This window comes from Bradyrhizobium sp. USDA 3650, assembly GCF_054057395.1.
Map to the genome: position 1 here is coordinate 6,414,369 of NZ_JBSRZG010000001.1, position 13,716 is coordinate 6,428,084.

The 13,716-nt window shown below is 63.5% G+C and carries 14 protein-coding genes and 1 riboswitch; of the genes, 2 read left to right on the forward strand and 12 right to left on the reverse strand.

Translation table 11 applies throughout. The features are described from left to right. Window positions 1-43 precede the first annotated feature (43 nt). From ACVIN2_RS30130 to ACVIN2_RS30160, 7 genes are all read right to left on the reverse strand, one after another. Entirely contained in the window at window positions 44-604 is a 561-nt protein-coding gene (locus tag ACVIN2_RS30130; RefSeq protein ID WP_456768363.1) for a hypothetical protein, read from the reverse strand. Window positions 605-673: 69 nt separating this feature from the next. Next, window positions 674-2,572 carry a phosphomethylpyrimidine synthase ThiC gene (thiC, locus tag ACVIN2_RS30135; RefSeq protein WP_456768364.1) on the reverse strand — a complete coding sequence of 633 codons (1,899 nt, stop codon included), beginning with the start codon at window positions 2,570-2,572 and terminating at the stop codon, window positions 674-676. 165 nt (window positions 2,573-2,737) lie between these two features. After that, a complete protein-coding gene (locus ACVIN2_RS30140; protein ID WP_456768365.1) occupies window positions 2,738-3,364 on the reverse strand; it encodes a thiamine phosphate synthase in 627 nt (208 codons plus the stop codon). Beyond that, on the reverse strand, window positions 3,351-4,133 hold the full coding sequence (locus ACVIN2_RS30145) for a thiazole synthase (RefSeq protein WP_456768366.1): 783 nt from the start codon (window positions 4,131-4,133) through the stop codon (window positions 3,351-3,353). The genes ACVIN2_RS30140 and ACVIN2_RS30145 overlap by 14 nt, the downstream gene beginning before the upstream one ends. Before the next feature lie 195 nt (window positions 4,134-4,328). After that, window positions 4,329-4,526 (reverse strand): sulfur carrier protein ThiS, encoded by a 198-nt coding sequence (gene thiS, locus ACVIN2_RS30150; protein WP_007600772.1) that lies wholly within the window; start codon window positions 4,524-4,526, stop codon window positions 4,329-4,331. Further along, window positions 4,517-5,542, reverse strand: a complete 1,026-nt coding sequence (locus tag ACVIN2_RS30155) for an FAD-dependent oxidoreductase (RefSeq protein ID WP_456768367.1) — start codon at window positions 5,540-5,542, stop codon at window positions 4,517-4,519. Before ACVIN2_RS30155 ends, thiS begins: the two co-directional genes overlap by 10 nt. Then, window positions 5,530-5,658, reverse strand: a riboswitch (TPP riboswitch). It overlaps the preceding gene by 13 nt. Window positions 5,659-5,734: 76 nt before the next feature. Next, complete coding sequence (locus tag ACVIN2_RS30160) at window positions 5,735-6,283, reverse strand: transglycosylase SLT domain-containing protein (RefSeq protein ID WP_456768368.1); 549 nt, start codon at window positions 6,281-6,283, stop codon at window positions 5,735-5,737. A 244-nt stretch (window positions 6,284-6,527) separates the two neighbouring features. Here ACVIN2_RS30160 and ACVIN2_RS30165 point away from each other — a divergent pair, with 244 nt between their 5' ends. Next, window positions 6,528-6,758 (forward strand): hypothetical protein, encoded by a 231-nt coding sequence (locus ACVIN2_RS30165; protein WP_219685491.1) that lies wholly within the window; start codon window positions 6,528-6,530, stop codon window positions 6,756-6,758. Between the two features lie 257 nt (window positions 6,759-7,015). After that, complete coding sequence (locus ACVIN2_RS30170; RefSeq protein WP_456768369.1) at window positions 7,016-7,561, forward strand: PRC-barrel domain-containing protein; 546 nt, start codon at window positions 7,016-7,018, stop codon at window positions 7,559-7,561. Window positions 7,562-7,782: 221 nt separating this feature from the next. On the opposite strand, the gene ACVIN2_RS30175 is transcribed toward ACVIN2_RS30170, so the two are convergent. The 5 genes from ACVIN2_RS30175 to ACVIN2_RS30195 form a co-directional block, all read right to left on the reverse strand. Then, window positions 7,783-8,997: an ABC transporter substrate-binding protein gene (locus tag ACVIN2_RS30175; protein WP_456768370.1), complete on the reverse strand. Its 1,215-nt coding sequence runs from the start codon at window positions 8,995-8,997 to the stop codon at window positions 7,783-7,785. A gap of 265 nt (window positions 8,998-9,262) precedes the next feature. Then, on the reverse strand, window positions 9,263-10,090 hold the full coding sequence (locus tag ACVIN2_RS30180) for an ABC transporter permease (RefSeq protein WP_456768371.1): 828 nt from the start codon (window positions 10,088-10,090) through the stop codon (window positions 9,263-9,265). Continuing rightward, the gene (locus tag ACVIN2_RS30185) at window positions 10,087-11,349 is read right to left on the reverse strand and encodes an ABC transporter permease (protein ID WP_456768372.1); all 1,263 of its coding nucleotides are present in this window, start codon (window positions 11,347-11,349) and stop codon (window positions 10,087-10,089) included. Before ACVIN2_RS30185 ends, ACVIN2_RS30180 begins: the two co-directional genes overlap by 4 nt. A 34-nt stretch (window positions 11,350-11,383) precedes the next feature. Next, window positions 11,384-12,433, reverse strand: coding sequence for an ABC transporter substrate-binding protein (locus tag ACVIN2_RS30190; RefSeq protein WP_456768373.1), 1,050 nt, complete (start codon window positions 12,431-12,433; stop codon window positions 11,384-11,386). An 84-nt stretch (window positions 12,434-12,517) separates the two neighbouring features. Then, window positions 12,518-13,657, reverse strand: coding sequence for an ABC transporter ATP-binding protein (locus ACVIN2_RS30195; RefSeq protein WP_456768374.1), 1,140 nt, complete (start codon window positions 13,655-13,657; stop codon window positions 12,518-12,520). Between the last annotated feature and the right edge of the window lie 59 nt (window positions 13,658-13,716).

A 13,716-nucleotide genomic window follows, 5' to 3' on the forward strand; every position in this document is an offset into this window, starting at 1 on the left:
ACAGAAGACCCGGATGTCGCTGCGCTCATCCGGGCTACGCGTGCTAGTCCGATTTGCGCGTCACACGCACCGCCCGAGCCGCATCCAATTCATAAACTCCGTCGGTGCAGTGTCCTGTCAAAAGATCGAGGCTGAATGATATCCAAGAGTCTCCAATGGGAGACCATGCCTCGCCGGTGAGTATGGTTTCTTGAACATCTATCTTGCGGAAGCCATCCCACGAAATCTGCGGACTATTCCATCGCCAATTATCTGACCGAACCGCGCTGAAATCGACCGACCCTTGGAAAACGACTAATCCAAGAGCCGGTAGGGCAATTGCACGCGCAGTGTCACTTGCAATGCGATCTCGAATGGCGTGGTGTTCCGGATCGATAATGCAAGTATCGCCGCGAGCGACAACGATCACGTCCCTTCCGTTGGGATGATCGAGCACAGTGGTGTAATCGAAGATGCCTCCCACGAAATTGCCGATCCATGGATCGGAATCGTTGGGATAGAAGCGGACTACCAAACCTTCCCGAAATTCGCGCTCACCGCGCCCGGTCAGAGAGATGGCCGGAGGTCCGTACGGTGGTAGTCCTGGTAGTATTTCAAACCGCATGGGCTGTTCGTATTGCGTTTCCAACTTTGGGGGCGACGACCGTCGCCCCCAGAATTCGCACGGGCCCGCTCACAACACCCGATTGCTCTCCTTCACCTTCTCCGCATCCAGATAAACGCTGCTGCCCATCTCCTTGAACTTCGCGCTCATCTTGGCCATGCCGTCCTCGGCCGTGCCGCTCATCGACATTCCCACGCCGTTCGGATCATTCAGCGTCGCCGCGTAGTCCCGCACGTCCTGCGTGATCTTCATCGAGCAGAATTTCGGGCCGCACATCGAGCAGAAATGCGCGACCTTGTGGGCTTCCTTCGGCAGGGTTTCGTCGTGGAAGTTCTTGGCGGTGTCGGGGTCGAGGCCGAGGTTGAACTGGTCGCTCCAGCGGAAGTCGAAACGGGCGCGGGACAGCGCGTCGTCGCGCAGCTGGGCGGCCGGATGGCCCTTGGCGAGATCGGAGGCGTGGGCGGCGATCTTGTAGGTGATGACGCCGACCTTGACGTCGTTGCGATCGGGTAGCCCAAGATGCTCCTTCGGGGTGACGTAGCAGAGCATGGCGCAGCCGAACCAGCCGATCATGGCCGCACCGATCCCGGAGGTGATGTGGTCGTAGCCCGGCGCAATGTCGGTGGTCAGGGGCCCTAGGGTGTAGAACGGCGCCTCGCCGCACTCCTTGAGCTGCTTGTCCATGTTGATCTTGATCTTGTGCATCGGCACGTGGCCGGGGCCTTCGATCATGACCTGGCAGCCCTTGTCCCACGCGATCTTCGTGAGTTCGCCGAGAGTTTCCAGTTCGGCGAATTGCGCGCGGTCGTTGGCGTCCGCGATCGACCCCGGACGCAGGCCGTCGCCGAGCGAGAACGAGACGTCATACTTGCGCATGAGATCGCAGATCTCGTCGAAATGGGTGTAGAGGAAGCTTTCCTTGTGATGCGCCAGGCACCACTTCGCCATGATCGAGCCGCCGCGCGACACAATGCCGGTGACGCGGCTGGCGGTGAGGTGGATGTATTGCAGGCGCACGCCGGCGTGGATGGTGAAATAGTCGACGCCCTGCTCGCACTGCTCGATCAGCGTGTCCTTGTAGAGCTCCCAGGTCAGCTTGACCGGATCGCCGTCGCACTTCTCCAGCGCCTGATAGATCGGAACGGTGCCGATCGGCACCGGCGCGTTGCGCAAAATCCATTCGCGCGTGGTGTGGATGTTGCGGCCCGTCGAGAGGTCCATCACGGTGTCGGCGCCCCAGCGGATCGCCCACACCATCTTCTCGACCTCTTCCTCGACCGATGACGTCACCGCCGAGTTGCCGATATTGGCGTTGATCTTGGTGAGGAAGTTGCGGCCGATGATCATCGGCTCGAGTTCGCTGTGATTGATGTTGCAGGGGATGATGGCGCGGCCGCGCGCGATCTCGCTGCGGACGAACTCCGGGGTGATGAAGGCGGGGACTTCGGCGCCAAAGCTTTCGCCATCGGCAAGGGCCGCTTCCGCGCGTTCGAGCTGCTCCTTGCGACCGAGATTTTCGCGCGCGGCGACGTAGATCATTTCCTTGGTGATGATGCCGGCACGGGCGAATTCGAGCTGGGTGATCTTGTGGCCGTCGAGGCCGCGCAGCGGCTGGTGATAGGCCGAGAAGGCGCGCGCGGCCTTGTCGGTGGAGACGCTGCCATTGTCCTCCGGCTTGATCTGCCGGCCCTGATATTCCTCGACGCCGCCGCGCTCTAGCACCCAGGCCTTGCGGCCGCGCGCGAGACCGGCGTTGACGTCGATGGTCACGCTCGGGTCGGTGTAGGGGCCGGAAGTGTCGTACACCGGCAGGTTCGGCTCGCCGGCGCCCTCAGAGAGGATGATCTCGCGCAGCGGAACGCGCAGATCAGGGGCGGCATCGGGCGAGGCGAAGATTTTTCGCGACGAGGGCAGCGGGCCGGTGGTGACGGCGGGGACGGTCTTGTCGGGATTGGAGCGGATGTTCATGGGATCCTCCGGTTTAATTCGTATGTGTGTGCGTCTGGGCGAGGGCGGTGAATTCTTGCTCCGTCATTGCGAGCGCAGCGAAGCAATCCAGAATCTCTCTGCAGAGACAGTCTGGATTGCTTCGTCGCAAGTGCTCCTCGCAATGAGGGGTCGAGAGAGTGCGCATCACGCCGCCTCCGCGGAGAGGCCGAGCCATTGCCGCACCCGCGCATCGGGGTCGGCATTCTGGGTGACGTCGCTGACGACGGCGATGGAATCCGCGCCCGCGGCAAAGATCTCCGCGGCGTGCTCGAACTTGATGCCGCCGATCGCGACCAGCGGGATGGTGCCGATGCGCTTCTTCCATTCCGTAATCTTTGGGATGCCCTGCGGTTCGAAGCGCATCGATTTGAGGGTGGTGAAGAAGATCGGGCCCAGCGCGACATAATCGGGCTCGGCGGCGAGCGCGGTGTCCAGCTCGTCCTCGTCATGGGTTGAGACGCCGAGCGACAGGCCGGCCTCGCGGATCGCCGCGAGGTCGGCGTCGGCCAGGTCCTCCTGACCGAGATGTAGATACTTTGCGCCGGCGACGATCGCCGCGCGCCAATAATCGTTGACGACCAGCTTAGCCGGCGTGCCCGCGGTGATCGCCAGCGCGTCGGTGACCATCTGCAGCGATTGCGAATCGTCGAGATCTTTCGCGCGCAGCTGGATGGTGCCGACGCCGAGCCTGGTCAAGCGCTCGACCCAGGCGAGGCTGTCGACGACGGGATAAAAGCGATCAGGATACGCGTTGCGATCAGGATACGGCATGCCAGAACGGTGTCCCAACGACAGGGGTGGAAGGGGAGGCGAAATCGCGGGCGTTCATCAGCCCGGCTTCGTAAGCGGCGCGGCCGGCCTCGATCCCGAGGCGGAAGGCGTTGGCCATGGCGACGGGATCGGCGGCTTTGGCGATGGCGGTGTTGAGCAGCACGGCGTCGTAGCCGAGCTCGAGCGCCTGCGCCGCATGCGAGGGCGCGCCGATGCCGGCATCGACCACCAGCGTGATATCGGGCAGCCGCTCGCGCATCAGCTTGAGCGCGTCACGGTTGGTGATGCCTTTTGCGCTGCCGATCGGCGCGGCCCACGGCATCACCACCTTGCAGCCGGCGTCGACCAGGCGGTTGGCGACCGAGAGATCCTCGGTGCAATAGGGGAACACTTCAAAGCCGTCCTTGATCAGGATGCTTGCTGCTTCCACGAGTCCGACCACGTCGGGCTGCAGCGTGTCGTTGTCGGCGATGACTTCGAGCTTGATCCAGGATGTCGCAAACAATTCGCGCGCCAGCTTGGCCGTCGTCACCGCCTCGCGCACGCTGCGGCAGCCGGCGGTGTTCGGCAGCACGGTGACGTCGAGCTCGCGGATCAGATTCCAGAACGCATCGCCGGTCTTGCCGCCGGCGGATTCACGCCGCAGCGACACCGTGACGATGTTCGAGCCCGAGGCGCGGATCGCCGCCTGCATGATCGCAGGCGAGGGGTAGAGCGCGCTGCCGATGAGGAGGCGGGAGGGGAAGGTCTTGCCGTAAAAATTGACCATCAGTGTCTCCGCGCTTCGCGGTTTGCTCCCTCGCCCCGCTTGCGGGGAGAGGGTTGGGGTGAGGGGCTGTATCCGCAAAGGAGGTGAGAGACGGACTGGCGGAGAGTCCCCCTCACCCGAAATTCGCGCTCGCGCGAATTTCGACCTCTCCCCGCAAGCGGGGCGAGGTGAAGAAAGGCGATTGCATCGTTCACATCACCCTCCCTGCCGCGGCGTGATGATCTCGATCTCGTCGCCGGCCTTCAGCGCGGTTTCGGCCCAGCGGCTCTTCGGCACGACATCGTAGTTCAGCGCGATCGCGAAATGGGTGCCCTCGTAGTCGAGCTCGCTGAGCAGCGCGTCCACGCTGGCCGAATTGATCTCGCGCTGCTCGCCGTTCACGATCACGCGCATTGCATCACCTCATTGTCGATCTGGCCGCGCTCGACAAAGCCAAGCGTCAGTTCGGCCAGCGCCGGCGCGATCAGGAAGCCGTGGCGGTAGAGGCCGTTCACGTTGATCGTGTTGCCGCGGATGCCGATGCGCGGCAGATTGTCCGGAAAAGCGGGGCGCAGGCCGGAGCCGAATTCGACGATGCGGGCCTCGCCGAAGGCGGGGTGCACGGCATAGGCCGCGCCCAACAGCTCCAGCGCGGAACGCACGCTGACGCCGGTGTCCTCGGCCTCGATCGACGTCGCGCCCAGCATGAACAGATTGTCCTCGCGCGGGATCACATAGAGCGGCCAGCGCGGATGGATCAGCCGCACCGGGCGCGCGAGCTGCACCTCGGCGGTTTCGATCAGGATCATCTCGCCCTTGACGCCGCGAAGCTCCGGCTGCTCGTCGCGCGCAGCAAGGCCGCGGCAGTCGATCACGATGCCTTTAGGATCAAGTTTTGCGAGTTCGGCCGCGGCGACGTCGCTTTCGAATTTGATGGTGCCGCCGGCGGCGCGGATGCGCTCGTGCAGTTTCGGCAGCACGCGGCGCGGCTCGACATGGCCCTCGGTCGGGAAGAACAGCGCGTCGCGGAAGCGGCCTTCGAGCGACGGCTCGAGCTCGGCAAGGCCGGCGGCATCGAGCCGGCGATGGCCTTCGGTCATCCGGGCGAAACGCTCGAAGTCGTTGCGCTCGCGCGGGTGGGCGACGACCAGCGAGCCGTTGAAGGGCGTGTCGGGCAATTCGCGCCGCCAGATGTCGAGCGAGCGCAGGCCGAGGCGGCTGATGATGGGTTCGGAGACTTCCGCCTCGCAATAGGGCGCGAGCATGCCGCCGGCCCAATGGCTGGTGGCATCGGTCATGTCGGCGTCACCGCGCTCGTGCAGGGTGACGGCGTGGCCGGCCTGCGCGAACAGCAAGGCCTGCCAGGCGCCGGCAATGCCTGCGCCGATGATGGATACCGGGGAATCCGGTCGCTTGGTCGTCTGCAACATCCCTGTCCCTTCGCCGGCATGACCCGGATCAGGTTCAAAGGGTCACCGCGGTCCTGGGCGGATTTGCCCATTTAGCGGTATCTCAGCTCCTCCTCGGAGCACCCCTCGGAACGGCTCTAATGTATGCCAGCAGGGCTGGGTGGTCAACGCGCTTGGTGGGAACCGCGCTTACTTGGGCGTTTACCTGGGCGTTTACTTGGGCGCCTGGGCCCGGGCGTTGCGGACGCGCTGGGCGAGCTTGCGATGTGGGACGCTGCCGAACATCGGCTGCGGATTGCCGTTTGGCTCGAGCCAAGGGCCGCCCATATTGGCCTCGCCCATGTTGGCGACCTGCACGGCCTCCTGCCGCTGCCGCTTTGCGGCGTAGTAATAGCCGCCGGCGAAATAACGAACGGCGCGGCTATGGTCGCCATTGGCGGCGTGATAGGCGCCGGCGAGATATTTCACGGCATAGGTGAGGTTGGTGTTGGGATCGCGCAGGCCGGCGGCGTCGCCGGTGTAGCCGACCCCGCGGGCGGTCGCGAGCTTGATCTGCATCAGTCCGATGGTGCCGCCATGGCCGACCAGGCCGGGCTGATAGCGGCTCTCGCGCATGATGACGCGATGCACCAGCGCCTCCGGCACGCCGTTGGCGCGCGCATGGGCCGCCACCATCTCGGCGTACTCCGCCTGGCCCGCGAATGCGGCCTGCGGCAATGTCAGTCCGGCCGCGAGCAGCGCGGCAACATGTAAAATTTTCATCAGATATCCCGGAGGTCCCTGAGACTGATTGAAGGCCTGCGCCCGGCTGCCGTTTAGGCCTCGCGAACGCGGCGATGATGTGACCAAACGCCGCCTTTAACGTTTTCGCGGCGCCAAGCCGCTGTGACGGCTCAATGCTGGCGCCAGAGTTTCCTCAGGCGGACAACTCGCGACAGCAAGCCTGTCTATTCGCATGGGCGCACGAAAGCGAGTATGTCACGGCCAGCGAATCGGGAGAGGTGCCATGACAAAATCAACCATGGTCAAAGCCCACAGCGGCGACATGTCAGAACACGATTTGCCCAGAAACAACCCCTGTGCCCAATGCGGCACGCTGATCCCGACGCCCGACTGGATCGAGCCGGGCGAAGGGCGCGTCTCCTATCTCTGGACGTGCCACGCCTGCAATTATCGCTTCGAGGCGATTGCGATCTTCGACGAGGCCGCCCTCGAGCACCCGCCGCTCGCGGCCTGAGGTTTATTCTTCGGGCAGGATCATTCGGAAAACCGCTGCACAATTTTCCGGATCTCGCCGCCATGCGCGATCGCGATCGCGCGCCGCGTGATCGTCGAGGGGAATCGTGCGCTGCAAAATGTTCCTGAGTGACTTAGGAACCATCGCACGCGGCTCCGATGCTCGCGCAGCACGCGACGAAATTGCAGCACGCGCGGAACTGGGACTGATCCGAGCTGTTTTCTCCGCACGAGTTTTCTGCTGAAGGAGAGGACAATATGTTGATGAAATCGATCGCGGCCGGTCTCGCCGGTACCGCACTGCTCGCAACCGTTGCGTTCGCGCAAAATCCGACCGCCACAACCGACAAGGCGCCGGCTGCCGCCGCCTCAACGACCACCACGACCGCGTCGGGACAGTGGCGTACGTCCAAGATGGACGGCATCAAGGTCTATAACGACGCCAACGAGAACATCGGCTCGATCAACGATCTGCTGATGGACAAGAGCGGCAACATCAAGATCGCCGTGATCGGCGTCGGCGGCTTCCTCGGCTTGGGCGAGCATCTGGTTGCCGTGCCCTATGAGAAGCTGAAGTTCGTCAACGAGGCGGTGGCCTATACCGGCGCTGCTGGGAACAACCCGAACAGCGCAGCCAACCGGCCCGCGGCGACCACCACGACGGGTGCCGCGACCGGCACCGACAACAAGCCCGCGACGACAACGACCGCGTCGTCCTCGTCGAAATGGTATCCGGACCACGCCGTGTTCAATGCGAGCAAGGATGAGCTGAAGAACATGCCCGAGTTCAAGTACTCGGAGTAATGCGGTTCTGAACGGCTAAACGAAGCGCGCCCGGTTTTTGCCGGGCGCGCTGTCGTGTGTTTTTTCGCCTTCCGTCATTGCGAGGTGTCGACCCTCACCCTGAGGAGCGCGCTTTTGCGCGCGTCTCGAAGGGCGAGGCCACCGGCCGGGCCTTCATCCTTCGAGACGCGCGAAGACGCGCTCCTCAGGATGAGGAATTGATGCCGGCCCGTTATCTATCCCTAATTTCCCTTCACCAGCGGGCAGCCGCCCTTGTCGAGCGGGCGGAAGGCTTCGTCGCCGGGCACGGTGGCGATCAGCTTGTAGAGGTCCCACTCGCCCTTGGAGTCCTCGGGCTTCTTGACCTCGAACAGATACATGTCGTGGACCATGCGGCCGTCGATGCGGATCTTGCCGTTCTTGGCGAAGAAGTCGTTGACCGGCGTTTTGCGCATCTGTTCCATCACCTTCGGTGCCTCGTCGGTCTTGATGGCGTCGATCGCCTTCAAATAATGCATGGTCGCCGAATAGAGCCCCGCCTGGATCATGGTCGGCATGTGGCCGACCTTCTCGTTGAAGCGCTTGGAGAACGCGCGCGTCTCCTCGTCGGTGTCCCAGTAGAACGCGTCGGTGATGATCAGGCCTTGCGTAGACTTGATGCCGAGCGAATGAACGTCGGTGATCTCCATGAGCAAGGCGATCATCTTCTGGCCGCCCTCCGTCAGGCCGAACTCGGCCGCCTGTTTCAGCGCGTTGGTAGTGTCGCCGCCGGCATTGGCCAGCGCGACCACCTTGGCCTTGGAGGCCTGGGCCTGGAGCAGGAAGGACGAGAAGTCCGACGAGTTGAGCGGATGGCGAACCTCGCCGAGCACCTTGCCGCCCGTTTCCTTGACAACGTTGGCGGCGTCGCGCTGCAGCGCCATGCCGAAGGCGTAGTCGGCGGTGACGAAGAACCAGGTGTCCTCGCCGCGCTTGACCATGGCCTTGCCGGCGACGTTCGACAGCGCATAGGTGTCGTAGGTCCAGTGCACCGTGTTGGGCGAGCAGGCGACGCCCGTGATGTCGGATGAGCCGCCGCCGGAATTGATGTGGATCTTGTTCTTCTCGCGCGTCAGCGCCGAGATCGGCAGCGCCACCGACGAGGTCGGCACGTCGAAGATCGCGTCGACCTTGTCGTTGTCGTACCAGTTGCGGGCGATGTTGACGCCGACGTCGGGCTTGTTCTGGTGATCGGCGGAGACCACTGCGACAGGCTTGCCCGCGACCTTGGCGCCGTAATCGGCGACCGCCATCTCCACTGCGGCGAGCGAGCCTTTGCCGGTCGCGTCCGCATAGAGGCTCGACATGTCCGTGAGCACACCGATCTTGACGACGTCGTCGGAAATCTGCGCCTGGGCGGCGCCTGACGTGGCGGCGAGAGCGAGTCCGGCCGCGACCGCGGCGATGAGTTTTTGCATTTTGTTTTTCTCCCTCAGCGTTGTTGTTTGGGCTTTGTTGCGGGAGCCGTTCTAACGACAATCGGTCGCGGGAGCAAAGCCCGGAATGCGCGAGGAGGGTTGAGAAATAAGCAGGGCGCGGCGGTGTTCTTACCCTCTCCCCGCAAGCGGGGAGACGGGTGAGGGGTTCTCTCCGCGCGTACATCTCATGCATTTGAACTCGCTGAAGCAACCCCTCATCCGGCGCTTCGCGCCACCTTCTCCCGCAAGGGGAGAAGGAAGAAAGTCACGCGCTGCCCCTCAGCCGTTCATTGCGCCGGCGCAGGCCTTCCAATGTGGCGAGCAGGATGACCGATACCGTCGTCAGGATCACCGCCGCTGCCGTGATGGTCGGGCTGATGTTCTCGCGGATGCCGCTGAACATCTCGCGCGGCAGGGTGCGCTGTTCCGGACCTGCCATGAACAGCACGATCACCACCTCATCGAAGCTGGTCGCGAAGGCGAACAGCGCCCCCGACGCCACGCCGGGCAGGATCAGCGGCAGGATCACGCGGCGGAACGCATCAAGCGGCGAGGCGCCCAGCGAGGCGGCGGCGCGCGCCAGATTGGTGTCGAAGCTCTGCAGCGTAGCGCCGACCGTGATCACCACGAAGGGTGTCGCCAGCGCGGTGTGAGCCAGGATCAAGCCGAGATAACTGCCGGTCAGTCCGATCGGCGCGAAGAAGAAATACAGGCCGACCGCGGTGATGACGCCGGGCACAACGACCGGCGACAGCACGAAAGCCAGCACGAGCGGCTTGAACCGGCTCTTCCACTGCGCCAGCCCCAGCGCCGCCAGCGTGCCGAGCACCATCGACAGCAGGGTCGAGGCCACACCGATGATCATGCTGTTCTTCAGCGAATTCATCCAGCGCGGCGAATTGATGAAGTCGTCGTACCAGCGCAGGGAGAGGCCCGGCAGCGGATAGGTGAGGTACGAGCCCGAGCTGAAGGACAGCGGCATGATCGCAAGGATCGGCGCGATCAGGAAGATGAACACCAGCGTGGAAATCACGATGGTCGCGGTCCACGCGATACGCTGGCTCGGCGTCCGGATGGAGGAATTGTCGCTCAATTCTTCATCCCTCCCGTCACCTGCTGTCCCTGCACGAGCTTTCCGTAGACCAGCGCGAGCAGAATAGTGGCGAGCAACAGCACCGCACCCAGCGCCGACGCAAGGCCCCAATTGGCCGTCTCGGTCGTGTAGAGCGCGATGAAGTAGCTGATCATCTGGTCGGCGGCGCCGCCGACCAGTGCCGGCGTGATGTAATAGCCGAGCGCCAGGATGAAGACGAGCAGGCTTCCCGCGCCGATGCCGGGCAGGGTTTGCGGCAGGTAGATCCGCAGGAACGCGGTGAGCGGCGGCGCGCCGAGCGAGGCGGCGGCACGCATGTAAGCAGGCGAGATCGCCTTCATGCTGCTGTACAGCGGCAGGATCATGAACGGCAGGAGGACGTGGGTCATGGCGACGCAGACACCGAAGCGGTTGTAGATCAGGCGCAACGGCTCGTCGATGATGCCAAGCCAGAGCAGGCTGTCGTTCACGACGCCTTTGCCCTGCAACAGAACGATCCAGGCGCAGGTGCGGACCAGCAGCGACGTCCAGAAAGGCAGCAGGACGAAGATCATCAGCAGATTCGACCGGCCGGGCGGCAGCGCCGCCAGCAAGTAAGCGACCGGGAAGCCGAGGATCAGGCAAAGCACTGTGACACTGAGGCTGATGAGGAAGGTGCGGGCGAACACGTCGCGGTAGATGGCCTGATCCGGCGGAGCTGCGACGATCGTGCCGTCCACGTTCCGCGTCAGGTCGAGCGCCGACAAAAGATAGAAGCCGGTCACGGGACCACTGGCTTCCTTGATCGTGGTCCAGGTGGCGCGTTCGCGCCAGGCGGGATTGATCTTGTCCAGCGTCTCCCTGGCCGTGCCGGGCTCGGGCGCCGTCTTCAGATTGCGTGCGGTGGTGGTCAGGATCGTGCGGAAGCCGTTCAGCGCGTAATTGAGCCGCTTGGCCGCAATCGCAATGGTGCCGGAAGCGCGCGCCGCCATGATGTCGACCGCCAGCGCCGCGTAGGCCTTCTCGTCCGGCAGATCCTTGCCGTCCCAACCGGCGAGGGCCGCGATGGTCTGAGGCAGAACCAGACGCACCTCGCGGTCATCGACGGCACGCCACAGCATGCCGGCGATGGGCCCAGCGAAGGTGAAGAGCAGGAAGACGAGAAGCGGCAGAACCAGCGCCAATGCTTTGACCTGGCGTGCTCGCTCCGCCCGCCGCAATCGGCGCTTGAGCGGCACCTCGGTCGACGCATCGGCGCCGGTCAAGAGCGCATCCGTCATTGGTGTTACCTTCGGTCGAGCCCTGCGGAGCGCGCTATTTCGCGGCCCATTTGTTGAAGCGCTCGGTCAGGCGGTCGATGTTCTCGAGCCAGAAGGCAACGTTGATCTCGACCGCATTCTTGATGTTGTCGGGCGCTGTCGGCAAATCCTTCAGAACGGCAGGTGCGAGCAAAGCGGCTGCGTCCTTGTTCGAGGTGCCGTAGGCAATGTTCTCCGACAGTTTCGACTGGTTCTCCGCTTTGCCGACGAAATCCAGGAACTTATAGGCCGCGTCCTTGTTCGGGCTGCCTTTCAGGATCACCCACGTGTCGAGCGTGAACAGCGCACCGTCCCACACCATGCCGAAGTTCTTCTTCTCGTTCTTGTTCGCGGTGTCGATGCGGCCATTGTAGACCGAGGTCATCGCCACCTCGCCGGAGGCGAGCAATTGCGGCGGCTGAGCGCCGGCCTTCCACCAGACGATGTCGCCCTTGATGGTGTCCAGCTTCTTGAAGGCGCGCTCGACGCCCTCGTCGGTCGCCAGCACCTTGTAGACGTCCTTTGGCGCGACGCCGTCGGCCATGAGGGCGATCTCGAGTGTGGTCTTCGGGCCCTGACGCAAGGCACGCTTACCCGGAATCTTCTTGGTGTCGAAGAAGTCGGCCCAGCCTTTGGGAGCCTCCTTGAGCTTGTCCTTGTCGTAGCCGAGAACGAAATCGTAGAGGATGGCGCCGACGCCGCAAGGATTGACTGACGGTGGGATATAGGCGGCCTCACCGCCGATCTTCGAATAGTCGAGCTTTTCGAACAGGCCTTCCTCGCAGCCGACCGCCAGTTCGTCGCTCTCGACCTGGACGACGTCCCAGGTGGCGGCACCACCCTGCACCTTGGCGCGCAATACGCCGACGCCGCCGTCCCAGGACTCGTCGTTCATGGGCACACCGGCCGCTTTCTTGAACGGCTCGAAATAGACCTTCTTCTGGGCATCCTGATAGGCGCCGCCCCACGACACGATTGTGAGGTCACGCGCCTGCGCGACCGTGACCAGCGCCGCGCTGGCGGTGAGTGCCGCGGCGAAACCCAGGACAATCTTGCGCTTCAGCATGGTCTTTGTTCCTTCTTCACGTGACTTGCGTTGAGCTTGGTCGATGCAGGTCCGCCCGCATTGGCGAGACGCTGCATGGTTGGATCAGACGGGATCGAGCGCCAGGCAGTCCTCCGGGCGGAAGGTAATGAATACGTCATCGCCGGGTGTAAGGCTGCCAGCTCTTACGTTGCCATGTCTAAGGCTGTCATGAGTCCCCGGTTGAAGCTTGACCATGAACTCCCTGTTGTCGGCGACGTCGAGCACGGCCAGCGCGTGGTCGCCGAGATAGATGGTGTTCTGCACCTTGGCCGGCAGTCGGTTCGGTTCGTCGCTGGAGGTGCCATTCGGGATAATAGCGATCCGCTCCGGCCGCACCGACAGCGAGGTCGATGCGCCTGCGCCCGATACGTTGACCGCTCGTGCGGTCACGGCGCCGCCGCCCGCCAGCGCAACGCGGCAATATTGTTTCTCGACCGTCTCGACGGTGCCGGAAAGCACGTTGTTCTCGCCGATGAAATGGGCGACGAAGCTGTTCACCGGATGCTCATACAGCGCGTCGGGCCTGTCGATCTGCTGCACGATGCCGTCGTTGAACACGGCGATGCGGTCCGACATGGTGAGCGCTTCACTTTGATCGTGGGTGACGTAGACGACGGTGATGCCCATCGTCTCGTGCAGTTGCTTGATCTCCAGTTGCATCTGCTCCCGCAGGCGCTTGTCCAGGGCGCCCAGCGGCTCGTCCATCAGCACGAGTTGCGGATTGAAAACCAGAGCGCGGGCCAGCGCCACGCGCTGCTGCTGACCGCCGGACAGCTGCCCGGGCCGCCGCTGCGCCAGGGTTTCCATCTTGATCATGCGCAATGCCGCTTTGACACGATCCTGCGCTTCGGCCTTGTTCGTGTTGCGAACTGAAAGCGGGAAGGCGATATTTTCCGCAATGGTCAGGTGCGGAAACAGGGCATAGTTCTGGAACACCATGCCGATATCGCGCTTGTGTGGCGGCACGTTCTTGATCGGCCGGTCCGCGAGGTAGATCTCGCCATGGGTCGGAACCTCGAAGCCGGCCAGCATCATCAGCGTGGTCGTCTTGCCCGAGCCCGACGGACCAAGCAGGGTGACGAACTCACCCTTCCTGATGTCGAGATCGAGGTTCTTCACCACGAGGTGCTCGCCATCGTAGGTTTTCTGAATGCCGGAAAAGCGCACCAGCGCCGGCGCAGGCGTGACCATGCCGGCTTCCATGTCGTCCTCGCGTTGTCAGCACCAGTGCTGTCAGCACCTCGTCCCCGGGGTGCGAGGAA